At 63.3% G+C, this 26990-nt stretch carries 28 protein-coding genes; 10 read left to right on the forward strand and 18 right to left on the reverse strand.

Annotation, left to right across the window (positions count from 1 at the left end; genetic code table 11):
* Window positions 1-18 precede the first annotated feature (18 nt).
* The 5 genes from KU43P_RS01360 to KU43P_RS01380 all read right to left on the reverse strand — a co-directional run bounded on the left by KU43P_RS01360 (window position 19) and on the right by KU43P_RS01380 (window position 7206).
* On the reverse strand, window positions 19-1011 hold the full coding sequence (locus KU43P_RS01360; protein WP_317660715.1) for a hydrolase: 993 nt from the start codon (window positions 1009-1011) through the stop codon (window positions 19-21).
* Window positions 1012-1071: 60 nt separating this feature from the next.
* A complete protein-coding gene (locus tag KU43P_RS01365; protein ID WP_317660716.1) occupies window positions 1072-3675 on the reverse strand; it encodes a M16 family metallopeptidase in 2604 nt (867 codons plus the stop codon).
* 99 nt (window positions 3676-3774) lie between these two features.
* A complete protein-coding gene (rsmD, locus tag KU43P_RS01370; RefSeq protein WP_317660717.1) occupies window positions 3775-4377 on the reverse strand; it encodes a 16S rRNA (guanine(966)-N(2))-methyltransferase RsmD in 603 nt (200 codons plus the stop codon).
* Window positions 4377-5858, reverse strand: coding sequence for a M16 family metallopeptidase (locus KU43P_RS01375; protein ID WP_317660718.1), 1482 nt, complete (start codon window positions 5856-5858; stop codon window positions 4377-4379). The genes rsmD and KU43P_RS01375 overlap by 1 nt, the downstream gene beginning before the upstream one ends.
* On the reverse strand, window positions 5851-7206 hold the full coding sequence (locus KU43P_RS01380) for a M16 family metallopeptidase (RefSeq protein ID WP_317660719.1): 1356 nt from the start codon (window positions 7204-7206) through the stop codon (window positions 5851-5853). Before KU43P_RS01380 ends, KU43P_RS01375 begins: the two co-directional genes overlap by 8 nt.
* Window positions 7207-7436: 230 nt before the next feature.
* Between KU43P_RS01380 and ftsY the strand changes: the two genes are divergently transcribed.
* From ftsY to rpoH, 4 genes are all read left to right on the forward strand, one after another.
* Complete coding sequence (ftsY, locus tag KU43P_RS01385) at window positions 7437-9035, forward strand: signal recognition particle-docking protein FtsY (protein WP_317660720.1); 1599 nt, start codon at window positions 7437-7439, stop codon at window positions 9033-9035.
* On the forward strand, window positions 9032-9703 hold the full coding sequence (gene ftsE, locus KU43P_RS01390) for a cell division ATP-binding protein FtsE (protein WP_011531723.1): 672 nt from the start codon (window positions 9032-9034) through the stop codon (window positions 9701-9703). Before ftsY ends, ftsE begins: the two co-directional genes overlap by 4 nt.
* Entirely contained in the window at window positions 9700-10728 is a 1029-nt protein-coding gene (ftsX, locus tag KU43P_RS01395) for a permease-like cell division protein FtsX (RefSeq protein WP_317660721.1), read from the forward strand. The genes ftsE and ftsX overlap by 4 nt, the downstream gene beginning before the upstream one ends.
* A gap of 111 nt (window positions 10729-10839) precedes the next feature.
* On the forward strand, window positions 10840-11694 hold the full coding sequence (gene rpoH, locus KU43P_RS01400; RefSeq protein WP_317660722.1) for an RNA polymerase sigma factor RpoH: 855 nt from the start codon (window positions 10840-10842) through the stop codon (window positions 11692-11694).
* A 120-nt stretch (window positions 11695-11814) separates the two neighbouring features.
* Here rpoH and mtgA read toward each other — a convergent pair whose 3' ends face one another.
* Window positions 11815-12525, reverse strand: coding sequence for a monofunctional biosynthetic peptidoglycan transglycosylase (gene mtgA / locus KU43P_RS01405; RefSeq protein WP_317660723.1), 711 nt, complete (start codon window positions 12523-12525; stop codon window positions 11815-11817).
* A 64-nt stretch (window positions 12526-12589) separates the two neighbouring features.
* Between mtgA and KU43P_RS01410 the strand changes: the two genes are divergently transcribed.
* The 4 genes from KU43P_RS01410 (at window position 12590) to trmB (ending at window position 14845) form a co-directional block, all read left to right on the forward strand.
* Window positions 12590-12961: a DUF423 domain-containing protein gene (locus KU43P_RS01410; RefSeq protein ID WP_176510946.1), complete on the forward strand. Its 372-nt coding sequence runs from the start codon at window positions 12590-12592 to the stop codon at window positions 12959-12961.
* A gap of 102 nt (window positions 12962-13063) precedes the next feature.
* Window positions 13064-13264: a sulfur carrier protein ThiS gene (thiS, locus tag KU43P_RS01415; protein ID WP_008092964.1), complete on the forward strand. Its 201-nt coding sequence runs from the start codon at window positions 13064-13066 to the stop codon at window positions 13262-13264.
* 54 nt (window positions 13265-13318) lie between these two features.
* Window positions 13319-14113 carry a thiazole synthase gene (locus KU43P_RS01420; protein ID WP_008092966.1) on the forward strand — a complete coding sequence of 265 codons (795 nt, stop codon included), beginning with the start codon at window positions 13319-13321 and terminating at the stop codon, window positions 14111-14113.
* A 9-nt stretch (window positions 14114-14122) separates the two neighbouring features.
* Window positions 14123-14845, forward strand: a complete 723-nt coding sequence (gene trmB / locus KU43P_RS01425) for a tRNA (guanosine(46)-N7)-methyltransferase TrmB (RefSeq protein ID WP_317660724.1) — start codon at window positions 14123-14125, stop codon at window positions 14843-14845.
* 631 nt (window positions 14846-15476) lie between these two features.
* Here trmB and KU43P_RS01430 read toward each other — a convergent pair.
* The 9 genes from KU43P_RS01430 to KU43P_RS01470 form a co-directional block, all read right to left on the reverse strand.
* Window positions 15477-15803: a DUF3392 domain-containing protein gene (locus tag KU43P_RS01430; protein ID WP_016393360.1), complete on the reverse strand. Its 327-nt coding sequence runs from the start codon at window positions 15801-15803 to the stop codon at window positions 15477-15479.
* A 9-nt stretch (window positions 15804-15812) separates the two neighbouring features.
* Complete coding sequence (gene hemW / locus KU43P_RS01435) at window positions 15813-16997, reverse strand: radical SAM family heme chaperone HemW (protein ID WP_317660725.1); 1185 nt, start codon at window positions 16995-16997, stop codon at window positions 15813-15815.
* Window positions 16994-17590, reverse strand: coding sequence for an RdgB/HAM1 family non-canonical purine NTP pyrophosphatase (rdgB, locus tag KU43P_RS01440; protein WP_317660726.1), 597 nt, complete (start codon window positions 17588-17590; stop codon window positions 16994-16996). The genes hemW and rdgB overlap by 4 nt, the downstream gene beginning before the upstream one ends.
* Window positions 17587-18021, reverse strand: a complete 435-nt coding sequence (locus KU43P_RS01445; protein WP_317660727.1) for a DUF4426 domain-containing protein — start codon at window positions 18019-18021, stop codon at window positions 17587-17589. Before KU43P_RS01445 ends, rdgB begins: the two co-directional genes overlap by 4 nt.
* A gap of 22 nt (window positions 18022-18043) precedes the next feature.
* Window positions 18044-18664: a methionine biosynthesis protein MetW gene (metW, locus tag KU43P_RS01450; protein ID WP_008092977.1), complete on the reverse strand. Its 621-nt coding sequence runs from the start codon at window positions 18662-18664 to the stop codon at window positions 18044-18046.
* A gap of 7 nt (window positions 18665-18671) precedes the next feature.
* Window positions 18672-19811: a homoserine O-succinyltransferase MetX gene (metX, locus tag KU43P_RS01455; protein ID WP_317660728.1), complete on the reverse strand. Its 1140-nt coding sequence runs from the start codon at window positions 19809-19811 to the stop codon at window positions 18672-18674.
* 88 nt (window positions 19812-19899) lie between these two features.
* The gene (locus KU43P_RS01460; RefSeq protein WP_317660729.1) at window positions 19900-20490 is read right to left on the reverse strand and encodes a YggT family protein; all 591 of its coding nucleotides are present in this window, start codon (window positions 20488-20490) and stop codon (window positions 19900-19902) included.
* A gap of 10 nt (window positions 20491-20500) precedes the next feature.
* The gene (proC, locus tag KU43P_RS01465) at window positions 20501-21319 is read right to left on the reverse strand and encodes a pyrroline-5-carboxylate reductase (RefSeq protein ID WP_317660730.1); all 819 of its coding nucleotides are present in this window, start codon (window positions 21317-21319) and stop codon (window positions 20501-20503) included.
* 39 nt (window positions 21320-21358) lie between these two features.
* Window positions 21359-22045: a YggS family pyridoxal phosphate-dependent enzyme gene (locus KU43P_RS01470; protein WP_317660731.1), complete on the reverse strand. Its 687-nt coding sequence runs from the start codon at window positions 22043-22045 to the stop codon at window positions 21359-21361.
* 65 nt (window positions 22046-22110) lie between these two features.
* On the opposite strand from KU43P_RS01470, the gene KU43P_RS01475 reads away from it, so the two are divergent.
* Window positions 22111-23109 (forward strand): type IV pilus twitching motility protein PilT, encoded by a 999-nt coding sequence (locus KU43P_RS01475; protein WP_317660732.1) that lies wholly within the window; start codon window positions 22111-22113, stop codon window positions 23107-23109.
* A 109-nt stretch (window positions 23110-23218) separates the two neighbouring features.
* On the opposite strand, the gene KU43P_RS01480 is transcribed toward KU43P_RS01475, so the two are convergent.
* Window positions 23219-23848 carry a C40 family peptidase gene (locus KU43P_RS01480; protein WP_317660733.1) on the reverse strand — a complete coding sequence of 210 codons (630 nt, stop codon included), beginning with the start codon at window positions 23846-23848 and terminating at the stop codon, window positions 23219-23221.
* A gap of 169 nt (window positions 23849-24017) precedes the next feature.
* On the opposite strand from KU43P_RS01480, the gene KU43P_RS01485 reads away from it, so the two are divergent.
* Window positions 24018-24437 (forward strand): NINE protein, encoded by a 420-nt coding sequence (locus tag KU43P_RS01485; protein ID WP_317660734.1) that lies wholly within the window; start codon window positions 24018-24020, stop codon window positions 24435-24437.
* 49 nt (window positions 24438-24486) lie between these two features.
* On the opposite strand, the gene KU43P_RS01490 is transcribed toward KU43P_RS01485, so the two are convergent.
* Together KU43P_RS01490 and argS are read right to left on the reverse strand one after the other, a co-directional pair.
* A complete protein-coding gene (locus KU43P_RS01490; protein ID WP_317660735.1) occupies window positions 24487-25185 on the reverse strand; it encodes an SPOR domain-containing protein in 699 nt (232 codons plus the stop codon).
* A gap of 1 nt (window position 25186) precedes the next feature.
* Window positions 25187-26923 carry an arginine--tRNA ligase gene (gene argS, locus KU43P_RS01495; RefSeq protein ID WP_317660736.1) on the reverse strand — a complete coding sequence of 579 codons (1737 nt, stop codon included), beginning with the start codon at window positions 26921-26923 and terminating at the stop codon, window positions 25187-25189.
* Window positions 26924-26990: the final 67 nt, after the last annotated feature.

The raw sequence follows: 26990 nt of genomic DNA on the forward strand, positions 1-26990 counted from the left end.
CGATGAGGCCGGTCAGGTCTACCTGCCCTCGACCAGCCACTGCGGAATCCGCCGCTCCAGGTAATACCCCGGATTTCGCAGGCTGCCCTCGACAAACCCCACATGCCCGCCTCGCTGATGCAGCTCGAAGTGTGTCTGCGCCGCCAGTTCACTGGCGGCGGGCAGGCTGTTGCCGTGCACGAACGGGTCGTCGGTGGAGTGGATGATCAGTGTCGGCGTTCGGTTTTGCCCGAGGAAGTAGCGGCTCGACGAGCGGCGATAGTAGTCGTGGGCGTCGTCGAAGCCATTGAGCGGTGCAGTGATCCTGCCGTCGAAATCCCAGAAGGTCTTCAGTTTACGCAAGGGGCCAAGGCGGTGGAGCGCGGCCAGCCCCTCATGATGCCCCTTGTCCTGGAAATGCCGTTGTTTCACCTGCACATAGGCCATCATTTCGCGCATGAAATGGGCCTGATACACCTTGGAAAACCCTTGGCCGATGCGGTCCGCACACTGGTCCAGGCGAAAGGGCACCGAAACCGCCACCGCTGCCTCCAGCTGGCTTGCCGTGCCGCTCTCGCCCAGGTACTTGAGCAGCACATTGCCGCCTAGCGAATAGCCGACCGCATACAGCGGTGCCAGCGGACGCTCGGCGCGCAGGTGGGCGACCACTTCGGCCAGGTCCTCGCTGGCGCCGGAATGGTAGCTGCGCGCCAGCAGGTTGGGCTCGCCCGAGCAGCCGCGCCAGTTCACCGCCACGCTGGCCCAACCGCGAGCCTGCAGTGCCTGCTGCAAGCCTTTGACATAGGGTGAATGGGACGAGCCGGTCAGGCCGTGCAGCACCAGCACCAGTGGCGCATCGGCCTGGTGCGGGCCGTGCCAGTCGAGGTCGAGGAAGTCGCCATCGGCCAGCCACAGGCGCTCGCGGTTGCGTTCCAGGGCGGGCAGCCTGCGCCACAAGGGCCCCCACAGCGTCTGCAGGTGGGGGTTGGACAGGCCGATGGCCGGGCGGAAGGTGGCGGTGAGGCTGGGCATGCTGGGCGACTCGTGTTGTGCCTGCCTAGAGTGCCATGAAACACCGCCGTTGTACCTGCGCTATTGGTCGGCAGTCGGCCCGACGCTGACAATCAGTTTCTGCGTGGGGTCCACGTGAGATTTGAATGCAGCGTGTGCCATTTCGGGCGTAACCGCCAGCAGGCGCTCGATGTAGGTGGGCAAGGCGTCGGCGGGGAGCCAGTGATCGCCATGCGCGGCGATGAGCTTGACCCGTGAATAGTTGGTCGCCAGCTGACGGCGCAAGTCACCGATCATTGCCTGTCTGGCCAACTCCAGCTCCGCAGCACCCGGGCCTTCGCTGATGTAGGTGAGGAGCACGTCCTCGACCTGCTTTCGTGAAGCCTCTGCAAACGCCGTGGCGACCTCCCAGTTGATGCACAACAAGTGGTTCAGTGGCGCTAGCTGCGAGCCGATAGCGTAGGTCATGCCGTGGTGCTGGCGAAGGTGGGCGAAGAGGCGCGAGTCAACCATGCCTCCCAGCACATGGTTGGCCAGCACCAGTGCAGGGTGGTCGGCTTCGCCCGGCTGCACATCCGCAGGCATGAGCATCAGCAATGTGGTGCCGGGGCTGTCATGTTCCAGGTGCAGGTTGCCACTGTTGAACGCGGGCAGAGCCTGTTCGGCGGCGGCCCAATGCTGGGGTAGCGCCAGGCAAATGCGGCTGGCAATGCTCTCTGCCTCCAGCCGTGTCAGGTCGCCGACCAGGGAAATGTGCAGGTTGTTGGCCGAATAGGCTTGGCCATGGAAGTCGCGCACATCCGACGAGGTAATGGCTCCGATACTTTCGGCGGTACCGTATACCGGCGAGCCATAGGCGTGACTGCCATACAGGTGAGTGAATGCGGCTTGCTGGGCACGCTGTCGGGGATCGGCCTGTTGTTGCCTGTTCATTCGCAATAGCTGTGGCTTGATTGCATCGAGCTCGCCTGAATTCAAGGCCGGCCTCGCAACCATGTCGATGATCAGATCCAGTGCTGGATCAAACACATCGCTTGTCATGCTGCGCAAGTGGATGGTTACCTGGCTGAGCGAGATGCTCTTGGCGTATTTCGCGCCGAGCTGCTCGAAGCGTTCGGCAAACTGCCTGGCGTCCAGGTCCTGAGTGCCTTCGTCGAGCATGCCCATGGTCAGAGCAGCGAGCCCTGGTTTGTCACCGTCCAGGCGGCTACCGGCGTTGAAGTTGAGGATCAGGTCGACCATCGGCAGTTGGTGGGTCTCCACCAACGTGACCTGCGTGCCTTCTTCGGTCCGCCAGGTATGTACTTCAGGGGCGGTAAGCTTGAGCTTTGCAAGGTCTGCGTCGCCCAGGGTGCTCAGTGCCGTCGAGCTCTGCTCATGGGGGCCTTCGGGCGCCGGGTCTGAGGGTTGTGCTTCACCCTGCAGGTAGGTGATGGTCAAGCGCTCGTGGCTGAGGAAGTCGTGAGCGGCAGCACGCACCTCTTCGGCCGTGACGTTCTCGATCCATCGCTGTTCCTGGTCGAGCTGCGCCGGGTCCAGGCCGCTCACGGCGTATGTACCGATGGTATTGGCCTGCTTGTCCATGTCGTCGCGATCGAACACCCGTTGCGCCAGCAGGTGATTCTTGGCCCTGGAAAGTTCGTTCGCGTCAGGTGCATTCAAGCGCAGTTGCTCGATCTCCTGCAGCACCCTCGCCGTTGCCGACTGTGCCGTGGCGTTCGCCAGGTTGGCCGCCAGTTCGAATGTCAGCAGGCTGTCACCGCGCTGCAGGTGCTGGTAGTCAGCGCTAATTTGCAGGAGTGATTCATCGCCGCGCACGCAACGCGAGAACAGCCGTGAGCTATAGCCCTTGGCCAGTAAGTATGGAATGAGGCGCAGCGCTTGTGCCTGCGCAGGGGTGGCGGCGGTGGCCAGGCTCGGGACGTTGAAACTCAATATGGCGCCGGGATGCAAGCCTTTCAGTGCAATGGTCTGGCAGCGGTGCTTGAAGTGTCTGTCAGGCTCGGGAGTCCAGCGCTTGGGCAGCGTGGCGCGGGCTATCGAGCCGAATTGGCGCTCGGCCATGGCGCGCAGGGCTTGCAGGTTGGTGTTGCCCACCACCACCAGCGTTGCGTTGTTGGGCTGGTACCAATCGTCGTACCAGGCCCGCACAGCGCTGATGTCCAGGTGCTGCAGGTCATTCTGATGGCCGACCGTAGGGGTGGCATAAGGCATGTGACTATTGGCAAGGATCAGTGCGCGTTCCCTGGCCAGGTTCATCGGGACACTGTCCGTTTGCTCGCGGCGCTCGGCTTTGACCACGTTGAGTTCGCGTGCAAACACCGCTTCACCCAAGGTGGCAGTGACCATCGAGTCGGCCATGATTTCCAGCACGACTTCCAGGCGATCTGCCGGTAGCGTCACGGGGAAACAGGTGGCGTCGGGTGATGTGAATGCATTGGGATTGCCGCCCAGTTGGGTTATCACCTTGTTGTACTGACCAGGGGCAAGCTTGCTGCTGCCTTCGAACATCAGGTGCTCGACCAGGTGGCAAAGTCCGGATTGCCCTGTTGCCTCCTGGCTCGATCCGACGTGATACCAGAGTTGCACTGACACCAACGGTGCCCGCTGGTCTTCCCGCAAGTAGACCGTCAGGCCGTTAGCGAGGGTGAAGTGCTGCAGGGGGGGGGAGAGGGATGTACGCATGGACAAAGTGCTCCGGTTGGTCAATGAACCGGAGCAGCTTCAGTCACCCTGCATGCCTGCCTGCGTTACATACATACAGATCCGGGCAGGTGAGGTGGATCAGCCTCGTTGCCAGAGCGCGTAATGCACCTGGCCGGTCTTCTTCTCGCGGTGCAGGCGCCAGTTGCCGGGCATTTGCAGGGTCGATGGCGCCGCTTCGCTTTCGGTGTAGACCCAGGCCTGTTCGCGCAGCCACTGGTTCTGTTCCAGCAGGTTGCAGGTGTTGGCCAGCAGGTCCTGATGGAAGGGCGGGTCGAGGAACACCACATCGAACTGTTGCTTGGCCGGGCCTTGCAGGTAACGCAGGGCGTCGGTCTGCAGGATCTGCCCACGCGGGCAGCGCAGGAGTTCCAGGTTGTTCTTCAGGTTGCCGATCGCGGCCGGGTTGCTGTCCAGCGCCACAGCATCCTCGGCGCCGCGGGACAGCGCCTCCAGTACCAGGGCGCCGCTGCCGGTGAAGGCATCCAGCACCCGGGCGCCTTCGATGTAGGGCGCCAGCCAGTTGAACAGGGTTTCGCGCACACGGTCGGGCGTCGGTCGCAGGCCTTCCCCTTCGGGTACTGCCAGGCGGCGGCTGCGCCACTCGCCGGCGATGATGCGCAGGTGACCCTGGCCCTTGCTTTGGCCCGGCTGCGGGCGGGCAGGAGGGGTGGATCTAGGCATTAGTGCTCCGGTACGCCAAGCGGTTGCTCGGCGGGTTTGTCTGTGGGGGCTGGCAGTGGCTTCTGCGGCACGCTCGGGCCAACGGTGACGATCACCAGCTTGTCGGCTGCCAGGTGCTTGTTCATGGCGGCCTTGACCTGCTCGACGGTGAGCGCCTGGGACTGCTGCATGAAATCTTCCAGCCAGGTCAGCGGCAGGTTGTAGAAGCCGATGGCGCCCAGTTGGCCGACGATGCTGCCATTGCTGGCGTTGGACAGCGGGAAGCTGCCTGCCAGTTCGCGCTTGGCATCGTCCAGCTCTTGCTGGGTCGGGCCGCTTTTCAGGTAATCGGCAAGGATACCCTCAACCAGCTTCAATGTGCCTTCGCTGAGTTCGGCGCGGGTCTGCAGGTTGATCATGAACGGGCCGCGCACCTGCATCGGGCTGAAGACCGAGTACACGCCGTAGGTCAGGCCGCGCTTTTCCCGTACTTCGCTCATCAGGCGGGTGCCGAAGGCGCCACCGCCGAGAATCTGGTTGCCCAGCGACAGGGCTGGCCAGTCCGGGTCCTGGCGGTCGATGCCGAGCTCGGCGAGCATCAGGTGCGTCTGCTTGCTCGGGAAGTCGATGTGAGTGATGCCCGCCTTGGGTTCGACCGGCTGGGCGGGTTTCGCCAGCGCTGGGCCTTTGGGCAGGGCGGCGGACACCTGGGCAGCGACGGCTTCGGCTTCCTCGCGGCTGAGGTCGCCGACCAGGGCGATCACGGCGTTGCCGGCGGCATAGGCCTTGGCGTGGAAGGCGCGCAGTTGCTCCAGGGTGATGCCCGGGATGCTTTCGGCACTGCCATCGCTTGGCTGGCCGTAGGGGTGGTTGCCATAGAGCTTGGCGAACAGCGCCTTGCCAGCGATCTTGCCAGGGTTCTGCTTGTCGTACTCGAAACCGGCCAGCAGCTGGTTCTTGATGCGTTTGAGCGCGTCTTCGGGGAACGTCGGCTTGCCGGCCACCTCGGCGAACAGCTTGAGCGCGGGCTCGCGCTTGTCCTTGACGCTCAGGCTGCGCAGCGAGGCCACGGCCATGTCGCGGTAGGAGCCGTTGCCAAAGTCTGCACCGAGGCCCTCGAAGCCTTCGGCGATGGCAGTCACGTCCTTGCCGGCCACGCCCTCATTGAGCATGGCGTTGGTCAGGGTGGCCAGGCCCGGCGTGTTGCCGTCCTGGCTGCTGCCGGCGGCGAAGGTCACGCGCAGGTCGAACATCGGCAGCTCGCGGGCCTCGACGAACAGTACCCGGGCACCTTCGGCGGTGGTCCAGTTCTGGATGTTCAGCCGGCGCCGGCTCGGTGCCTTGCCATCCAGTTCGGCCAGCGACTGCAGGGTGTTGGCAGGACGTGCCGCACTTTCGGCCTCGGAGTGTGCAGGGCGGGCGAGTACGGCGGCTACCGCCACCACCAGCGCGATGATGCCCGTGCCGATCAGGGTGTAGCGTGGTGCGCTGCGATCACTCATGAGCGGACTCCTCGGGCAGTACATGGGCAACGCTCAGGCGTTCGCGGGTGAAGTAGGTGCGTGCGGCGTTCTGGATGTCCTCGGGGGTGACGCGATTGAGTTCGTCGAGCTCGCTGTCGATCAGCTTCCAGGACAGGCCGACGGTTTCCAGCTGGCCAATGGTGGTGGCCTGGCTGCTGATCGAGTCACGGTCGTAGACCAGGCCGGCGATCACCTGGGCGCGGACGCGCTCCAGCTCTTCGGCGCTGGGCGGGGTGGTCTTGAGCTCTTCGAGCAGCTGCCAGACGCCTTTCTCGACATCGGCCAGGGTCTTCTGCTTCTGCACGTTAGGCGTGGCCGAGATGAGGAACAGGCTGTCACCACGGGTAAAGGGGTTGTAGCTGGACGAAGCACCGGCCACCAGTTCCTGGCCACGCTCCAGGCGCGCCGGTAGGCGGGCACTGTAGCCGCCGTCGAGCAGCGCCGAGATCAGTCGCAGGGCGTGCACGGTGCGAGGGTCCTTGGCCGTGGCCAGGCCGGGCGCGTTGAACCCGTAGATCAGGCTCGGCAGCTGGGTGCGCACATGCAGGGTCAGCTGGCGCTCGCCGGGTTCGGCGAGTTCGAGCGGCAGCTTGGCCGCAGGCACGCTGCGCTTGGGGATGGCACCGAAGTACTTCTGCGCCAGGCCCTTGACCTCGTCGGCGGTGACGTCGCCGACCACCACCAGGGTCGCGTTGTTCGGCGCATACCAGGACTCGTACCAATGGCGCAGCTCCTCGACCTTCATGCGTTCGAGGTCGGCCATCCAGCCGATGGTCGGCGTGTGATAACCACTGGCCGGAAAAGCCATGGCGCGGAACAGCTCGAAGGCTTTCGAACTGGGCTGATCGTCGGTGCGCAGGCGGCGCTCCTCCTTGATCACCTCGATTTCGCGGGCGAATTCGTCGGCCGGCAAGCGCAGGCTGGCCAGGCGGTCGGCCTCAAGCTCGAAGGCCACCGGCAGGCGGTCGCGGGCCAGCACCTGGTAATAGGCGGTGTAGTCGTCGCTGGTGAAGGCATTCTCTTCCGCGCCGAGGTCGCGCAGGATGCGCGAGGCCTCGCCGGGGCCGATCTTGGCGCTACCCTTGAACATCATGTGCTCGAGGGCGTGGGACAAGCCGGTCTGGCCCGGCGTCTCGTAGCTGGAGCCGACCTTGTACCAGATCTGTGAAACGACCACCGGCGCGCGGTGATCCTCCCGCACGACCACCTTGAGGCCGTTGTCGAGGATGAACTCGTGGGTAGGTTGCACATCGGCGGCGAAGGCCATCAGTGGCAGGCAGAGTGTGCTGAGCAACAGGCCAGCGGCGCGGCGGGCTAGAGCATTCATACGGTGATTAACCTGTTCGGCGGCCCGCTGGTTTAGCGTCGGCGGGCCAGGAGGTGCTAGGATACTGATCCGGTTGCCTGGCGACCATGCCTGTCGCCGTTCTGGCCTCCAGGCCTATATAGACAAACATTGCGCATGAACCAGCCGGATTCAAAATAGTCTGTTCTGCGTTTAGAGAATTCCCGATGCGCCACTGCTGGCCCATCGCTACCCTGAGATAGCCGTCTTCCATGTTTGGTTCCAACGACGACAAAAAAGCGCCGGCCGAGGCTGGCGAGAAAAAAGGCCTGTTCAGCTGGTTTCGCAAGAAGCCGCAGCAACCTGTCGCCGAACAGCCACCAGTACCTGATGCTCAAGCTGCCGAGCCCGTAGCTGCGCAGCCCGCCGTCGAGCAGCCCGCAGCCGCTCCGGCAGAGCCGCCGGTTGCCCAAGCCCCTGAGGCGCCTGCTGTCGCCGAGGCACCGCGCCCAGCCGAGCCTGAGCCGGTTGCGGTTGTTGAGCCTGAGCCGGTCGCGGTTCCTGAACCTGAACCTGAGCCAGTCATCATCCCTGAGCCGGCCGCTGCCCTTGAGCCAGTACCCCAGGCCCCTGTGGGCGCCGGCTTGCCCGCGCAAGCGGCACCGGTCCAGGTACAGGTCGAGGCCCCGGCACCGGTCGTTGTGGCCCCGCAAATCCCGGTTGCCCATCCGGTCGAGCCGCCCGTCAGCAACCTGGTCCTGCCGGTTGCCGAGGAGCCTGTCGCGCTGGTGCCGGACCTAGAGCCCATGGCGCCGCCCGCGATCCCCGAGCGTCCTGCGCCGGAGCCCGTCGCCGTCGTAGCCCCAGCCCCGGCCCCGGCAGTGGTCGAGCCCGAGCCAACCCCGGTGGTTGCAGCGTCGGCCACCGCCGAACAGGCCAAGCCCGGTTTCTTCGCCCGCCTCAAGCAAGGCCTGTCGAAGACCAGTGCCAGCATTGGCGAAGGCATGGCCAGCCTGTTCCTGGGCAAGAAGGTCATCGATGACGACCTGCTCGACGAAATCGAAACCCGCCTGCTGACCGCCGACGTCGGCGTGGAAGCCACCTCGGCCATCGTCCAGAACCTGACCCAGAAGGTCGCCCGCAAACAGCTGGCCGATGCCGATGCCCTGTACAAGTCGTTGCAGGACGAACTGGCGGCATTGCTGCGCCCGGTCGAGCAGCCGCTGAAGGTCGAGGCACAGAACAAGCCATACGTGATCCTCGTGGTCGGCGTGAACGGCGCCGGCAAGACCACCACCATCGGCAAGCTGGCCAAGAAGCTGCAGCTTGAAGGCAAGAAGGTCATGCTGGCCGCGGGCGACACCTTCCGTGCCGCTGCCGTGGAGCAGCTGCAGGTATGGGGTGAGCGCAACCAGATCCCGGTCATCGCCCAGCACACCGGCGCCGACTCCGCCTCGGTGATCTTCGATGCCGTGCAGGCCGCCAAGGCCCGTGGCGTCGATGTGCTGATCGCCGACACCGCCGGTCGCCTGCACACCAAGGACAACCTGATGGAAGAGCTGAAGAAGGTCCGTCGGGTGATCGGCAAGCTCGATGCCGAGGCGCCGCACGAGGTGCTGCTGGTGCTCGACGCTGGCACTGGGCAGAACGCCATCAGCCAGGCCAAGTACTTCAACCAGAGCGTCGAGCTGACCGGCCTGGCCCTGACCAAGCTGGACGGCACCGCCAAGGGCGGCGTGATCTTCGCCCTGGCCAAGCAGTTCAACATCCCGATCCGCTTCATCGGTGTCGGTGAAGGCATCGACGACCTGCGCACCTTCGAAGCCGAGCCGTTCGTCAAGGCTCTGTTCGCCGAGCGAGACCATCCATGATCCGATTCGAACAGGTTGCCAAGCGCTATCCCAACGGCCATGTCGGCTTGCATGAGCTGAGTTTCCGGGCGCGCCGGGGCGAATTCCTGTTCGTCACCGGCCATTCCGGCGCCGGCAAGAGCACCTTGCTGCGCCTGCTGTTGGCCATGGAGCGCCCGACCAGCGGAAAACTGCTGCTGGCAGGGCAGGACCTGGGGCAGATCAGCAATGCGCAGATCCCGTTCCTGCGTCGTCAGATCGGGGTGGTGTTCCAGAACCACCAGCTACTGTTCGACCGTACTGTGTTCAACAACATCGCTCTGCCGCTGCAGATTCTCGGCTTGTCGAAGGCCGAGATCGCCAAGCGCGTCGATTCGGCCCTGGAGCGCGTCTCGCTGAGTGACAAGGGCGAGCTGTTCCCGGCTGACCTGTCCACCGGTCAGCAGCAGCGCGTCGGCATCGCCCGCGCCATCGTGCATCAGCCAGCCCTGCTGCTGGCCGACGAACCCACCGGTAACCTTGATCCGCGCCTGGCTGCGGAAATCATGGGGGTGTTCGAGGACATCAACCGCCTCGGCACCACGGTACTGATTGCCAGCCATGACCTGGCACTGATCGCGCGCATGCGCCACCGCATGCTGACCTTGCAGCGCGGCCGTCTGATCGGCGATGGGGAGGCCGGGCAATGAGCACTACACGTACACCAAAGGTTTCCGAACGGGTCGCGCCGAAGCCTGCCGACCCGCAGCCGGCGAAGAAAAAGCGCGGCGAACATGATGATGACGGTCCGGATTTCCGCACCTTGCTCCACGCCTGGCTAGAAAGTCACCGTGCCAGCCTGGCCGATAGCTTGCGCCGTCTGGGCAAGCAGCCGATCGGCAGCTTCTTCACCTGCCTGGTAATGGCTGTGGCCTTGAGCATGCCCATGGGGCTTTCGCTGCTGCTCAAGAACGTCGAGAAGCTCGGCGGCTCCTGGCAGCGCGCGGCGCAGATCTCGCTGTACCTGCAGCTCGATGCGGGCGGCAAGGAAGGCGAAGCGCTGCGGGATGAGATCAAGAGCATGCCGGGCGTGTCCGATGCCCAGTACGTCAGCCGCGAGCAGGCGCTGGAAGAATTCCAGCAGCAATCCGGGTTGGGCGAGGCCCTGCGCGAACTCCCTGACAACCCGCTGCCCGGTGTGGTGGTAGTGACACCGACCGAAGTCGACAAGCCGGCGCTGGAGGCTCTGCGTCAACGCCTGGCCGAGCTGCCACGCGTGGAGAACGCGCAGCTTGACCTGGTTTGGGTCGAGCGCCTGGCGGCGATCCTCAAGCTGGGCGACCGATTTGTCTTCGGCCTAGCGGTGATGCTGATTTCGGCCCTGCTGTTAGTAATCGGTAACACAATTCGTCTACATATTGAAAACCGCCGTGTCGAGATCGAAGTGATCAAGCTGGTCGGCGGTACCGACAGCTATGTCCGGCGGCCTTTCCTGTACATGGGCGCCTTGTACGGCCTGGGTGCGGGCGTGTTGGCCTGGGGCATACTGGCGTTCGGCCTGAACTGGCTGAACGAGGCCGTGGTAGGGCTGTCCGGGCTGTATGACAGCGACTTCGCCCTGGGTGGGGTGCCTGCTGCCGATGGTCTGTCGCTCTTGATCGGGGCGGTGCTGTTGGGGTATATCGGTGCATGGATCGCGGTGGCCCGTCACTTGAACGAGTTGGCACCACGATAGTTTTTCTGTGCCAGCATTGACATTTTTTTCATTTTGGAACTTGTACCGTCGTTCCGGGTCAATGTTGGCAGCGCCCACAAGGCGCGAGTTTTGTAAGTCGGAGGTTCTTGAATGACCACATCGTTGCAACCTGCCTATGCCCTGGTTCCTGGTGCAAACCTGGAAGCCTACGTGCACACGGTCAACAGCATCCCGCTGCTGACGGTCGAGCAGGAGCGTGATCTGGCCGAGCGTCTCTACTACGAGCAGGATCTCGAGGCCGCTCGGCAAATGGTGATGGCCCACCTGCGTTTCGTCGTACATATTGCGCGTAGCTATGCAGGCTACGGGCTGGCCCAAGCCGACCTGATCCAGGAAGGCAACGTTGGCCTGATGAAGGCGGTCAAGCGCTTCAACCCGGAAATGGGCGTGCGTCTGGTGTCCTTCGCGGTGCACTGGATCAAGGCCGAGATTCACGAGTTCATCCTGCGCAACTGGCGCATCGTGAAGGTGGCCACCACCAAGGCCCAGCGCAAGCTGTTCTTCAACCTGCGCAGCCAGAAGAAACGCCTGGCCTGGTTGAACAATGACGAAGTGCATCGTGTGGCAGAAAGCCTTGGCGTCGAGCCACGTGAAGTGCGCGAGATGGAAAGCCGCCTGAGTGGCCAGGACATGGCCTTCGACCCGGCCGCCGAAGCCGATGACGACAGCGCCTTCCAGTCGCCTGCGCATTACCTGGAAGACCACCGTTACGACCCTGCCGTGCAGTTGGAAGACGCCGATTGGAGCGACAATTCCACCAGCAACCTGCATGAAGCACTGCAGGGTCTGGACGATCGTAGCCGCGATATTCTCTATCAGCGCTGGCTGGCCGAGGAGAAAGCGACATTGCATGAGCTGGCAGACAAATACAGCGTCTCGGCTGAGCGTATTCGTCAGCTGGAGAAGAATGCGATGAACAAGGTCAAGGCATTGATCACGGTCTGATCACGTTCTGGTAACAATTGAAAAGCCGCTGGCCTTTGAAGGGCCAGCGGCTTTTCTGTTTGTGCTGATTTTACCGGCCCTATCGCCGGCAAGCCGGCTCCCACAGGTACACCTATTGCCTCAAGGCCTGCGCGAGGAATTCAGCTGCACAAGGTAGCTCGGCCCGCCCAGCTGGCTCATTTGCCGGCGAATCCAGCCTGCCCGGCTGGCCACATAGGCGCTCGGCCTACTGGCGCTCCACTTGATCGGGCTTGGCAGCACCGCCGCCAGTTGCGCCGCCTGCTGCCGATTTAGCCGGCTGGCATCGATACCGAAGTGATAGCGCGCCGCAGCCTGGGCGCCAAACACCCCTTTGCCCCATTCCGCGCTGTTCAGGTAGACCTCAAGGATGCGCTCCTTCGACCACAACAGTTCGATCAGCGCTGTGAACCAGGCCTCCAGACCCTTGCGCAACCAGCTGCGCCCAGACCACAGGAACAGGTTCTTGGCCACCTGCTGGGTCAACGTGCTGGCGCCGCGAATGTTGCCACCGCGCTCGTTGTAGGCCAGCGCTGCCTGGATGGCCGGGACGTCGAAGCCCCAATGCGTGGCGAACTTCTGGTCCTCGCCTGCAATTACCGCGACCTTGAGCTCGTCGGAGATATTCTCCCAGGGCTCCCAGTCGCGCTGCAGGTCGATCGGCTCGCCGCTGATCCATGATTGCACCTTGCGCTCGAACATCAGTGCTGTGCCCGGTGGCGGCACCCAGCGAAACACCAGCACCAGCACGATGCTGCCGGCAGCGAACCAGAGCAGGGCGCGGGCGAAGCGGCGGATGAGGGATGAAAGCATGGCGATAGCTTGGCCGGACCAGTGGAACGGGCCATTATACAGACCCGATCCAAGGAGTCGTCCCATGCTTCGCAGCTTCCTGATGCTCGCTGCCTTTTTCGGTTTTACCGGTGTCGCTCTGGGTGCGTTTGCCGCGCACGGCCTGAAAAACCGCCTATCGGCCGACTACCTGGCGATCTTTCATACCGGCGTGACCTACCAGTTGGTGCATACCCTGGCGATCTTCGGTGTGGCGCTGCTGGCGGCGCACCTGCCGGGGCGTCTGGTGGGCTGGGCTGGGGGCCTCTTCGCCGTGGGCATCGTGCTGTTCTCCGGCAGCCTGTACCTGCTGACCCTCAGCGGGTTGGGCAAACTGGGCATCATCACACCCATCGGTGGCCTGTGCTTTCTGGCCGGTTGGCTGTGCCTGGGGCTGGCAGCCTGGCGGCTGGGCTGACCAAGCGGTCCACAATCGCGACTAATGGCGCCTGTCGCCCTTGGGTAAACGCGTGGATCGGCGCTAGAATGCGGGCCCCAAAGAACAATGGTGGCCGTGCGCATGCGCATTCAACTGAACGGTGAACCTTACGAAGTGCCAGCCGGCGAAAGCGTCGCGGCCCTGCTGACGCGTCTGGAGCTGACTGGGCGCCGGGTCGCGGTGGAACTCAACCTGGATATCGTGCCGCGTAGCCAGCACGACAGCACGCAGCTGAACGAAGGCGACCAGGTCGAAGTGGTCCACGCCATCGGTGGTGGCTGATTCCGCTCCGGCGCTTCACCTGTAAGCCCAGCAACCTTTTCCCGAGGAACAACGATGAGCAACGTTCGTAGCGACAAGCCTTTCACCCTGGCCGGACGCACTTTCCAGTCGCGCCTGCTGGTCGGCACCGGCAAGTACCGTGACATGGAAGAAACCCGCCTGGCCATCGAGGCCTCGGGTGCTGAAATCGTTACTGTCGCCGTGCGCCGCACCAACCTTGGCCAGAACCCAGGCGAGCCGAACCTGCTCGACGTGTTGCCGCCGGACCGCTACACCATCCTGCCGAACACCGCCGGCTGCTATGACGCGGTCGAGGCCGTGCGCACCTGCCGCCTGGCCCGCGAACTGCTCGATGGCCACAACCTGGTCAAGCTGGAAGTGCTGGCCGACCAGAAAACCCTGTTCCCCAACGTGATCGAAACCCTGAAGGCCGCCGAAGTGCTGGTCAAGGACGGGTTCGACGTGATGGTCTACACCAGCGATGACCCGATCATTGCCCGTCAGCTGGCAGAAGCCGGCTGCATCGCGGTGATGCCGCTGGCCGGCCTGATCGGCACCGGCCTGGGTATCTGCAACCCGTACAACCTGCAGATCATCCTGGAAGAGTCCAAGGTGCCGGTGCTGGTTGACGCCGGTGTAGGTACTGCCTCCGACGCCACCATCGCCATGGAGATGGGCTGCGAAGCCGTGCTGATGAACTCGGCCATCGCCCACGCCCAGCAGCCTGTGCTGATGGCCGAGGCCATGAAGCACGCCATCGTTGCCGGCCGCATGGCTTACCTGGCCGGGCGCATGCCGAAGAAACTCTATGCCAGCGCCTCTTCGCCGCTGGATGGTCTGATCAAGTAAGAGCCCCCGATGACTGAACCGCAAGATACGCCGACCACCCCTGACGGCGAAGCGCGCCCCCACCGCCGCATCAAGAGCTTCGTGATGCGCGCAGGGCGCATGACCGAAGGCCAGCAACGCGGCCTTGACCAGGGCGGTCCGCTGTACATCCTGCCACTGGCCGATAGCCCGGTGGACTACGACCAGGTGTTCGGCCGCTCGGCGCCGCGCACCCTGGAGATCGGCTTCGGCATGGGCCATTCCCTGCTGGAGATGGCCGCTGCTGCGCCTGAGCTGGATTTTATCGGTGTCGAAGTGCACCGTCCGGGTGTGGGTGCATTGCTCAACGGCGTGCTGACCCAGGGCCTGAAGAACCTGCGGGTTTACGACTGCGACGCCATCGAAGTGCTCAACCGCTGCGTGGCCGACAGCAGCCTCGACCGCTTGATGCTGTTCTTCCCCGACCCGTGGCACAAAGCGCGTCATCACAAGCGCCGCATCGTGCAGCTGGAGTTTGCCGAGCTGGTACGGCGCAAGCTCAAGCCGGGTGGCGTGTTCCACATGGCGACCGACTGGGAGCCGTATGCCGAGTACATGCTGGAAGTGATGAGCGCTGCGCCGGGTTACCGTAACCAGGCGGCGGATGGGGCCTACGTGCCGCGTCCGGAAGAGCGGCCGATCACCAAGTTCGAGCGCCGTGGTGAGCGCTTGGGGCATGGGGTCTGGGATTTGAAGTTCGAGAAGGTGGACTGATCGGCTGTTTGAGCCTGTCGTGCCGCGAGAGCCTGCAGAAATGCAGGCGAAAAAAACCGCTCTGACAAGAGCGGTTTTTTTATGTGAACGATAGGACTGAGTATCCTTCGTTCAGCGGCTTCACTGAAAACTCTCCACATGAAGACGATCATAGGCAGCTCAATTGGGGGCGTCAATGTCCAGAAATATCCCGCATCACGTGTGTCAGAGTGGTTAACAGCCTTGGGTAAATATTCCAAGTAAGATCGCGCTGCTCCTCTGTGGATCAATTCAGTGATGGGCCGGGTGAGAGAAGAATTCTGCTTTCCGGCCCCTTCGACATGGCCTGAGAACCGTGCCGGTTGATGTTTCTCGAAGGGCCATTGACCTGGCCACTTCACTGAAAACTCTCCACATTGTTTTCGAAGGCATCGAAGCGCCGGTTAGATGCTGGAAGATTGGCCCGCCAACACGGAGGCCATGGCATATGAAGCGAATGCTTGATGCGCTGAGCCGCGTTTGGAAACTCATCCGGATCTTGTTTGTACTCAAGACCGTTCGGGACTTCATGCGCGATCACTTCGACGATGCCCAGTAAGGGCTAGTCAGGTGGTCGGGCTGCCCTGGTTCTCCGGGGCAGATTTTAGCAATCTCACCCCCGCCGATCGGCCACCACGCCAATCAACACCAGCACCACCAACAACACCGGTGCCAACGCATAGTTATTGAACTGGCTCAGCCCCTTGACCACCCAAGGCGTGGCATAGATCAACGCCGCACCGCTGCCGATCATCACCAGCAGGGCCATGAACGGCACGCGCAGGGCGCCTGCCAGGCCACCCAAGCGTTGTTCCACCCAGGCCTTGATGTCGGTGCCGAACAGCACCAGCAGGCAGCCTACCAGGGCCAGGGAAATCTCCGACAGGTTGCTACGGCTCCAGCGGGAAACTGTCGCCAGCAGATCAAGTACCAGATCCATGGGTCATCCTTAGGTCAAGAAATACTGCAGCAGGTCATTGAGAAACAGCTGGCCGCGAGGCGTGGCCACCAGCCGATCAGGTTCGACCTGCAGAAGGCCCTTTTGTTCGGCGGCGCGGCGCGCCTCGGCCAGTTGCGCCAAGGGTAGGCCGGTACGCTGGGTGAACAGCTCGGCTTCCACGCCATCGGTGAGGCGCAGGGCGTTCATCAGGAACTCGAACGGCAGCTCATCGACCGGCAGCAGTTTCTCGCCAGCCTTGAAGGGTTTGGCGAGGTTCAGGTAATCCTTCGGCAGGCGGGTTTTCCAGGTGCGCAGGATGCGCCCATCGGCGAAGGTCAGCTTGCCGTGGGCGCCGGCACCGATGCCGATGAAATCGCCGAAGCGCCAGTAGTTGAGGTTGTGCCGTGCCGGCCTGCCGGGCTGGGCGTAGGCCGACACTTCGTATTGCTTGAAGCCATGTTCGGCCATCAGGGCCTGGCCGGCTTCCTGAATGTCCCAGAGGATATCGTCTTCCGGAAGCTCCGGTGGCTGGTTCCAGAACACCGTGTTCGGTTCAACGGTCAACTGGTACCACGACAGGTGCGTCGGCCCCAGGTCGATGGCCTGGCGCAGGTCACCGAGCGCGTCGTCCAGCGACTGGTCGGGCAGGCCGTGCATCAGGTCCATGTTGAAGTTGTCGAAGCCGGCTGCGCGCGCCATTGCCGCCGCGCGGATGGCCTCGTCGCCATTGTGGATGCGGCCCAGTGCCTGCAGCTTGGCGGGCTGAAAGCTCTGCACGCCGATGGACAGGCGGTTGATGCCTGTTTGCCGGTAGGCCTTGAACTTCTCCTGTTCGAACGTGCCAGGGTTGGCTTCCAGCGTGATCTCGATGTCCGGGGCGAACGGAATGCGTTGCTCCACCCCTTGCAACAAGCGCCCGAGCGCATTGGCGCTGAACAGGCTGGGCGTGCCACCACCGAAGAAGATCGACGAAATAGGGCGGCCCTGTACGGCAGGCAGTTCCTGGTCGAGGTCGGTTAGCAGGGCATCAACATATGCCTCTTCCGGCAGCTCAGGGCCGGCGGCGTGGGAGTTGAAGTCGCAGTAAGGGCATTTGCGCACGCACCACGGAATGTGGATGTAAAGGGCCAGGGGCGGCAGCGTGGCAAGACCCGCCGCACCTGGGCGCGGCTGGGTGGACAGCGTTGTGATCATGCCAGGCCCAGGCGTTGACGCAGCAGGGCCATGGCGCGTGCGCGATGGCTGAGCTGGTTCTTGTCGGCAGGGCTGAGGTCGGCACTCGAACAATTGCGCTCAGGCACCCAGAACAGCGGGTCGTAGCCGAAGCCATGCTCGCCGCTGGCTTCGAACAGGATGCGCCCTTGCCACAGGCCTTCGCAGAGGATCGGCAACGGGTCATCGGCATGTCGCACCAGTGCCAGCACGCAGACGAACTGGGCGCCGCGCTGATCTTCTGGTACATCCTTGAGCGCTTCGAGCAGCTTGGCATTGTTGGCTGCATCGCCTTTTCCATCTGCATAGCGTGCCGAGTAGATACCTGGCGCCCCCCCGAGGAAGTCCACTGCCAGGCCCGAATCGTCGGCCAGCGCCGGCAGCCCGGAGATGCGGGCTGCGTTGCGGGCCTTGAGGATGGCGTTCTCGACGAACGACAAGCCGGTTTCTTCAGGCTCGATCTGGCTGAACTCACCGATCGAGCGCAGTTGCACCGACTGGCCGAGCATGGCCTGGAGTTCCTTGAGTTTGCCGGCGTTGTGGCTGGCCAATACGAGTTGCTGGAAATTCATCATTCGCCTGGGAACACTTCCTGGTTGAAGCTGAGTTGATGGCTGACCCCGCCGGTTTCGACGTTCAGGTCGAAGGTCAGGGTCTCGGCCTGTTCGATCTTGAACTGGGCGATGTAGTAGATCGCCCCTTGGTCGGTAATCTGCTTGAACGACAGCGGGTTGGTGCGCCCGGTCAAGTCTTTCACCGTGCCACTGACCACGCCCATGGCCGGCTTGCCGGCCTTGAGCAGGGCAATGTTGAGCACGCCCTGGTTTTTGCTGCGGGTAAGCCCGGTGGCGGCGGCAATGTCGGGTTGCAGCATGCTCGAGGTAAAGGCGCTGTAGTGCACCGTCACGTCGCCGAAGTCTTCCTTGCGATCGGGCCTGGCGGCATCGGCAGCCAGGACTGGCAGGGCCAGGCACAGGCTGATCAGGAACAGGGCTAGACGACGCATGGTGCGATTCCTCCGGTGAGCGTCAGACCGCGAGCTGGTGCTCCTGCAGGCCTGGGCTGCTGACGCGATAAATGCCGATTTCACCTAGAAGATTAGGCCAAAGCCGGCCACCCCACCCGTTGCGGTGCAAGTGGTCGACGGCCAGGCGGTCGAGCACCTTGGCGTGGCGCTCATGGCACAGCTCTTCGAAGTCGGCGAAGGTGCAGAAGTGGATGTTCGGCGTGTTGTACCAGGTATACGGCATGAAGTCCGAAACCGGCATGCGGCCTTTGGTCGCCAGGTACCAGCGGCAGCGCCAGTGGCCGAAGTTGGGGAAGGTGATGATGCACTGACGGCCCACCCGCAGCATCTCGTCGAGAATGCGGTCGGGGTACTCCACGGCCTGCAGGGCCTGGGTCATGATTACCACGTCGAAGCTGTTGCTGGCGAAGTTGCCCAGGCCCTTGTCGAGGTCCTGCTCGATCACGTTGACGCCTTTGGCCACGCAGGCGGCGATGTTGTCGGCGTCGATTTCCAGGCCGTAGCCGGTGACTTGTTTGCGATCGCGCAGCGAAGCCAGCAGCTCGCCACTGCCGCAGCCCAGGTCGAGTACCCGGCTGCCGGCGGGAATCCAGTCGTGGATGATTTCCAGATCGGCTCTCATGCTGTCCTCAGATGGCGATGCGGTTCATGTAGTTCGAGAAACCCTGCATGTAGCGAGGCGTCGGTATCAGGAAGGCATCGTGCCCATAGGGCGAGTCGATCTCCAGATAGCAGACGTTCTTGCGCGCGGCCATCAGGGCGTCGACGATCTCGCGCGAGCGAGCCGGCGAGAAGCGCCAATCGGTGGTGAACGACATGATGCAGTAGTCCGCCTTGACCTCGGCCAGAGTGGCCGCCAGGTCACCGCCATGGTTCGCGGCCGGATCGAAGTAATCCAGGGCCTTGGTCATCAGCAGGTAGGTATTGGCGTCGAAGCGGCCGGAGAACTCTTCGCCCTGATAGCGCAGGTAGCTCTCGACCTGGAATTCGACGCTGTGGAAATCGTAGTTGAGCTTGTCGCTCTTGAGCTCACGGCCGAATTTCTCGCCCATCGAGTCATCCGACAGATAGGTGATATGGCCGACCATGCGCGCCAGCATCAAGCCACGCTTGGGGATCACGCCCTGGTCCTGGAACGAGCCGCCGTGGAACTCCGGGTCGGTGAGGATGGCCTGGCGCGCCACTTCGTTGAAGGCGATGTTCTGCGCCGACAACTTGGGGGCCGAGGCGATGTCGACGCAATGGCGCACGCGATCGGGGTAGGTGATGGTCCACTGCAGTGCCTGCATGCCACCCAGGCTGCCACCGACGATCGCGGCCCATTGCTGGATGCCCAGGCGATCGGCCAGGCGTGCCTGGCTGTGCACCCAGTCTTCCACGGTCAGCACCGGGAAGTCGGCGCCATAGGGTTTGCCGGTAGCCGGGTTGACGCTGCTCGGGCCAGTGCTGCCGTTGCAGCCGCCGAGGTTGTTCAGACTGACCACGAAGAAGCGGTTGGTGTCGATCGGTTTGCCAGGGCCGATGCAGCTGTCCCACCAGCCCGGCTTGCGGTCGGTGGCGGCATGGTAGCCAGCGGCATGGTGGTGGCCGGACAGGGCATGACAGATCAGCACGGCATTGCTCGCACTGGCGTTCAGGCTGCCATAGGTTTCGTATACCAGCTCGTAGCTGGCCAGGGAACGGCCACAGGCCAGGGCCAGCGGTTCTTCGAACCGGGCAGTTTGCGGTGTAACCAGACCGACGGAATCTTCGGGAAGGACAGTGGACATCGACCCTGCTCACGCTTGACGGAGGCGTAAGTCTAAAGAGCGCTACCCCCAGCGGCAAGCGAAGGCTTGCCGCCAGGTGCAGGTGGGGTCAGATCATCCGCCACAGTTCCTGCGGCATGCCGGCATAGGTGGCCAGCGGTGGCATGACGAACGACTGGATCACCTGGATTGCCAGGAAGGCGAAGATCGGCGAGATGTCCATGCCGCCCAGGTTCGGCACGATGCGGCGAAACGGTGCCAGCACCGGTTCGCTGATCTGGTAGGCCAGCTCCGCAGCCGGGTTGTGGCTGTTCGGCGCGACCCAGGAGACGATCACCATCACAATCATCGCCACCCAGAAGATCTTCAGGAACAGCGAGGTTATCCCGATGATCGCCCACATCAGCAGGTGCAGGACATCACCGAAAGTGCCATAGGTGACCATCAGCACGAAGCCCATCAGCAGCGCCTGGATGACGATGGCCAGCAGCAGCGACGAGGTGTCCAGGCCGCCGACGCTGGGAATCACCCGGCGAATCGGCTTGAGCAGCGGCTGAGTGGCGCGCACGGCGAACTGGCACAGCGGGTTGTAGAAGTTGGCCTTGACCAGCTGCAGCACAAAGCGCAGCAGGACGATCACCAGATACAGGCTGACCAGGGTTTGCACCACGAAGATCGCGGCGCCTGACAGTGCATTCATCAAGAACTCCTTATTTGCCCAATTGCTCGGCCAGCTCGGCGGAGCGCTTGGCCGCAGCTTCCAGCGCCTGCTCGACGATGGCTTCGAATCCATTGCCCTGGAACGACTTGATCGCTGCCTCGGTGGTGCCGGCAGGCGAGGTGACGCGGCGGCGCAGTTCGGCAGCGTCGACGTCGCTGGCCACCGCCATGTGCGCGGCGCCCAAGGCCGTCTGCAAGGTCAGTTGCGAAGCGATTTCGCGCGGCAGGCCGAGTTTTTCACCGGCGGCGGTCATGGCTTCGATCAACAGGAAGAAGTAGGCCGGGCCGCTGCCGGACACGGCGGTGACGGCATCGAGCTGTTGTTCCTGCTCCAGCCACAGGGCTGTACCGACGGCCGACAGTAGCTGTTCGGCTTGCTGGCGCTGCTCGCTGGTAACCTCGGCCGTTGCATACAGGCCGCTGACGCCCTGGCGCAGCAGGGCCGGCGTGTTGGGCATGCAGCGCACCACCGGGTGGGCGCCGAGCCAGGCTTGCAGGCTCGCGCAGGTAATACCGGCGGCGATGGAGACGATCAGCTGGCCTGGCTGCAGGTTCGGCTGCAGGGCCTGACAGACGGCCTTCATTACCTGCGGTTTGACTGCCAGAACGATCACGTCGGCATCGGCGATGGCGCTGGCGTTGTCTTCGAAGGTTTCAATTCCGTGCTCGGCCTGCACCCGGGCGCGGGTTTCGGCGCCAGGGTCGCTGGCGCGAATCTGCGACGCGTCCAGGCCTTGGGCACGCAGGCCGCCGATCAGGCTGGCGGCCATGTTGCCGGCGCCGATAAAGGCAATACGTGTCTTGCTCATATCAGGTCCTTGAGGGAAAGAGTGAGTAAAGCATGGAAATCAGACGGAGCCGTAGTTGCGGGCGCCGAACAGGGCGGTACCGATACGTACCCAGGTCGCGCCCTGTGCAATCGCGGCTTCCATGTCGTGGCTCATGCCCATGGACAAGGTGTCCAGGCCGAGATTCAGGCCCTCCTGCAACTGGCGCAGGCTGGCGAAGGCGGCTTCCTGCTCTGTGCGATCGTCGGTTGGCTCGGGGATCGCCATCAACCCACGCAGGCGCAGGTTCGGCAGTGCGGCCACGGCATGAGCCAGCGCTGGCAAGTCAGCCGGGGCGCAACCCGACTTGCTGTCTTCACCGCTGACATTCACCTGCAGGCAGATGTTCAACGGTGGCAAGCCCGCCGGCCGCTGTTCGGATAGGCGTTGGGCGATCTTCAGGCGGTCCACGGAATGTACCCAGTCGAAATGTTCGGCAATTGCTTTGGTCTTGTTCGACTGAATGGGGCCGATGAAGTGCCAGATCAAGGGCAGGTCACGCAGTTCATCCTGCTTGCTCAGCGCTTCCTGAAGGTAGTTCTCGCCCACGTCACGCACGCCTGCTGCATGGATTTCGCGGATGGCGCTGGCCGGTTTGGTCTTGCTCACCGCCAGCAGCTGGACGCTGGCCGGGTCGCGTCCAACGGCCCGGGCAGCGCTATCGATGCGTTCGGCGAGGGCGGAAAGGTTGTCTGCTATGGTGGACATGGATCGATGCCGTCGGCTCTAGGGTCTGCGGCATTCTACCTGCTTGATGGCCTTTGGGGAGTCTCATGGACGTGACCGACCTGCTGGCCCGGGCGACGGAGGCAGGGGCGAGCGACCTGCACCTGGCCGCGGGCGAATTACCGATGTTGCGCCTGGATGGCGAACTGCAACGGCTGGACCTGCCGTGTTTGCGGTCTGCTGAATTGTATGAGGGCTTGGCGCCTCTGCTCGAGGAGGGGCGGCGCCAGTGCTGGGAAAGGGGCGATGAGCAGGATCTGGCCCTGGAGCTGGCGCCATTGGGACGCTTTCGTCTCAATCTGTTTCGCCAGTTGAATGGCCCTGCGGCGACCTTTCGCCTCATTCCCAGACGTATCGCGACACTGGGTGAGCTGGCGCTGGAAGAAGTGTATCGAGCTATTGCGCGGCACACCGATGGCCTGGTGCTGATCGGAGGGCCAACCGGCAGCGGCAAGTCCAGCACCTTGGCGGCCCTGATCGATCAGCTCAATCGTGAGCGATGCCTGCACATCATTACCCTCGAAGACCCTGTCGAAGTTATCCACAGCGGGCAGCGCTGCTTGGTCAATCAACGCGAGATCGGCCGACACTGCCGGGATTTTTCCCACGGCTTGCGCAGTGCGCTGCGTCAGGACCCGGATGTGATCATGATCGGCGAGTTGCGAGATCTCGAGACGATACGCCTGGCGTTGCGCGCGGCGGAAACGGGGCACCTGGTGCTGGCAACCGTGCATACGCGCTCGGCGGTGAGCAGCATCGACCGCTTGGTGGATGTGTTTGCGGCAGAGGAAAAGCCATTGGTACGGGCCATGCTGGCGGAGTCGCTGCGCATGGTGGTGGCGCAGGTGCTGGTCAAGCGTGTAGGGGGTGGGCGAGTGGCGGCCAGGGAAGTGCTGGTGGCGACGCCGGCAGTGCGCAACCTGATTCGCGAAGGGCGCATGGCGCAGTTGTGTTCGGTGATGCAGGCGGGGGCTGGGGAGGGGATGCGGACGATGGCGGGGGCGATGAGTCAGCTGAAGATCGATGGGGTGATCGGGCTTGCGTGAAGCCTGCGGGCCCTATCGCCGGCACGCCGGCTCTTACAGGTGCAACACACATTTCGAGTGCGGTGATGCCCCTGTGGGAGCCGGCTTGCCGGCGATAGGGCCAGCGCGATCAGCGCTTGGCCAGCGCCAGCTGCTGCTGTTCCTTCGGCAACACCCGCTTGGCAACGACATAGTGCTTCTGCCAGTAAGGCTTGCTCAGGTTGTCGATGCTCACCCGCTTGCCGCGACGCGGAGCGTGGATGAAGCGATCGTTGCCCAGGTAGATGGCAACGTGGTTGACCCGGCGGCTCTTGATATTGAAGAAGATCAGGTCGCCTGGCTTGAGGTCGCCTTGTGCCACTTTCACACCGTGGCCCTGAGCCATGGCGTTGGAGGTGCGCGGCAGGTCGACGTCTGCTACGTCATTGAAGGCATACTTGACCAGCCCGCTGCAGTCGAAGCCCTTTTTAGGGCTGCTGCCCCCCCATACATACGGCGTGCCGAGCACGTTCACGGCGCGGCTGAGCACGTCACTGCTCTGCTTGGGCGACATCGCGGCAACGGCGGGCAGGTTATGGGCCTTGGCCGAGGCGTTCTGACGCGCGCGCAGCGCAGTCTGTTTGACCGGCGCGTGATTCACCGAAGCGTTGCTGGTGTAGCCGGTAAAGCCGTTGGGAAGACGCTGCTCACGATTGGTGGCGTGGGCGGCCAGGGGCAATAATAGGCAGAGGGTCAGCCATGTCTTGAGTAAAGGCGGCATAGATGAAGCTCTTTATGAATGTTTTATGTGTGTTGGCGGGCAACTTTATAACAGCTTTTTGATCACTTTCTGATCCGTTGGTCGATTGTCATGCTGCCGTACGTCGGTCTGCGCCGGAAAAGTCACATTTTTTTTTAGAAAATTTTTGGATAACCCAGGAGGGCTATGAATGAACAGTTATCAACAAGGGGCGCCGAACCACGACACCCACAGCAAGGTGATCGGGTATCTGCTTTGGATCTTCGGCTTTACCGGCTCGCACCGCTTCTATTACGGCAAGCCCATCACCGGGACCATCTGGTTCTTCACCCTGGGCCTGCTCGGCATCGGCTGGCTGATCGACCTGTTCCTGATCCCGTCGATGGACCGCGAGGCCGACATGCGCTTCCAATCCGGTCGCATCGACTACAACATCGGCTGGATCCTGCTGACCTTCCTTGGTGTGTTCGGTATTCACCGGCTCTACCAGGGCAAGTGGATCAGCGCGATCATCTACTTCTTCACCGGGGGCTTGTTCCTGCTGGGCGTGCTGTACGACTTCTGGACGCTGAACAGTCAGATCTCCCAGGCCAACGCCGAGCGCCGCTGAGGCAGGTAGAAAAAAGGCCTTGTCGCATCGCGCGGCAAGGCCTTTTTCGTTACTGGCGGGTCTGTCGCTGCTGCAGGAGCAGGTTGCTGAAGCCTGCCCCTGCCAACTGCTTCTGGGCCCCGGTCAGCTGTTCGCGGTTGCTGAACGGGCCGACCAGCACGCGGTACCAGGTTTCATCCTTGACCGTCCCTGACTCAACCTTCACGGCCTGGCCCAGCAGGATGATCTGCGCGCGCACCTTGTCGGCATCCGCCTGCTTGCGGAACGAACCCGCCTGCAGGAAGAACTGCGTGGTTGCAGCCGGCTTGATCACAGGCGGCGCCGGCGGTGGCGTCTGCCCCAGCAGCGCCGCCTGGGCACGCGCAGTGTCGATCTTGGCGGCTTCCGCCGGGGTAACCGGTGCCACCGGTTGGGCCGGTACGGGCGGCGTCTTCTCAGGCACGGCCTCTGGCGGCACGATCACCTCGGACTCCGGCAGCAGCGTGTAGAAGTCGTATTTCGGTTTCACGGGCTGTTGCGGGGTGGCAGGGGCGGACTTGCCGGCCTCGGCCACCTTCTCCGGCTTCTGCTGCTCGGGCTTGGTGCGCTGGATGTCACCACCGCCAGGTTCGAGCTTCATCAGGAAGACGATGAAGGCGCCGACGGTAAGGCCGACCGCCAACCATACCCAGCCGGGGATCGGCTGTTTGGCCGGTGCCTGGGTGCGGCTTGCGCCGCGCTTGGGTGCTGGTTTTTTCTTGGCAGCCAACTTACATACGCTCCAGGGTTTCCAGGCCGAGCAGTTCCAGACCTTGCTTGAGGGTGCGACCGGTCAGGGCAGCCAGGCGCAGACGGCTCTGCTGCTGCTCCGGGGTATCGGCGGCGAGGATCGGGCAATTCTCGTAGAAGCTGGAGAACAGGCCGGCGAGGTCGTACAGGTAGCTGCACAGCACGTGCGGCGTGCCCTTCTCGGCGACGTTGTTGAGGATCTCGCCGAACTGCGCCAGGCGTGCGGCCAGGTCCTGTTCGTGAGGCGCTTGCAGGACGATGCTGCCTTCGACTTCGTCGAAGCCCTTGCCCAGCTTGCGGAACACGCCAGCCACGCGGGTGTAGGCGTACAGCAGGTAAGGCGCGGTGTTGCCTTCGAAGTTGAGCATCAGCTCGAAGTTGAAGCTGTAGTCGCTGGTGCGGTGCTTGGACAGGTCGGCGTATTTCACCGCGCCGATGCCGACCACTTTACCGATGGTGCGCAGTTCTTCTTCGGCCAGGCTCGGGTTCTTTTCCTTCACCAGCGCGTAGGCGCGGTCCTTGGCCTCGTTGAGCAGGTCGATCAGCTTCACGGTGCCGCCGTCACGGGTCTTGAACGGGCGGCCGTCGGCGCCGTTCATGGTACCGAAGCCCATGTGCTCCATCTGCATCGGATGGCCGACGAAGCCGGCGCGGCGGGCCACTTCGAACACCTGGTTGAAGTGCAGTGCCTGGCGCTGGTCGACGAAGTACAGGGCGCGGTCGGCCTTGAGCACATTGCTGCGGTAGCGCACGGCTGCCAGGTCGGTGGTGGCGTACAGGTAGCCGCCGTCGGCCTTCTGCACGATCACCGGCAGCGGCTCGCCTTCACTGTTCTTGAACTCGTCGAGGAACACGCACTGGGCGCCTTGGTCCTCGACCAGCAGGCCCTTGGCCTTGAGGTCGTTGATCACGTTGGCGAGATCGTCGTTGTAGGCGCTCTCGCCCATCACGTCGGCCATGGTCAGCTTGACGTTGAGCAGCTCGTAGGTCTTCTGGCAGTGCGACAGCGAAATGTCCTTGAAGCGTGTCCACAGCGCCAGGCACTCAGGGTCGCCAGCCTGCAGCTTGACCACCAGGCCGCGGGCGCGGGTGGCGAATTCCTCGGACTCGTCGAAGCGTTTCTTGGCCGCGCGGTAGAAGTTTTCCAGGTCCGACAGCTCGTCGCTGGTGATCGGGTTCTCTTCCAGGTAGGCCATCAGCATGCCGAACTGGGTGCCCCAGTCGCCCACGTGGTTCTGGCGGATGACCTCGTCGCCGAGGAACTCCAGCACTCGGGCGACGCTGTCACCGATGATGGTCGAACGCAGGTGGCCGACGTGCATTTCCTTGGCCAGGTTCGGTGCCGACATGTCGATCACCACCTTCTGCGCGGGGCCGGCCTTGCGCGCGCCCAGGTGGGCGTCGGCGAGGGCGGCGTCCAGGCGGTGGGCCAGCGCGTCGGTGTTCTGGAAGAAATTCAGGAAGCCTGGGCCGGCGATTTCGACCTTGCTGATGTCGGCGCTGGCCGGCAGGGCATTGATCAGTTTTTCGGCCAGGTCACGCGGCTTCATGCCGGCCGGCTTGGCCAGCATCATGGCGATGTTGCTGGCGAAGTCGCCGTGGGTCTTGTCCCGGGCGTTTTCCACCTGGATCGCCGGCGACAGCCCTTCAGGCAGCACACCGTCTGTGACGAGTTGGGTGAGGGCTTGCTGGAGCAGCTGGCGAATGGTGTCTTTCATGGGGATCTCTTTTCGACCGCAAGCGCGGTGGGGCGCTTGGATGCGCAGGTGGAAAAACTGGGCATTA

Origin of the sequence: Pseudomonas sp. KU43P (genome assembly GCF_033095865.1) — a bacterium.
Lineage (GTDB): Bacteria > Pseudomonadota > Gammaproteobacteria > Pseudomonadales > Pseudomonadaceae > Aquipseudomonas.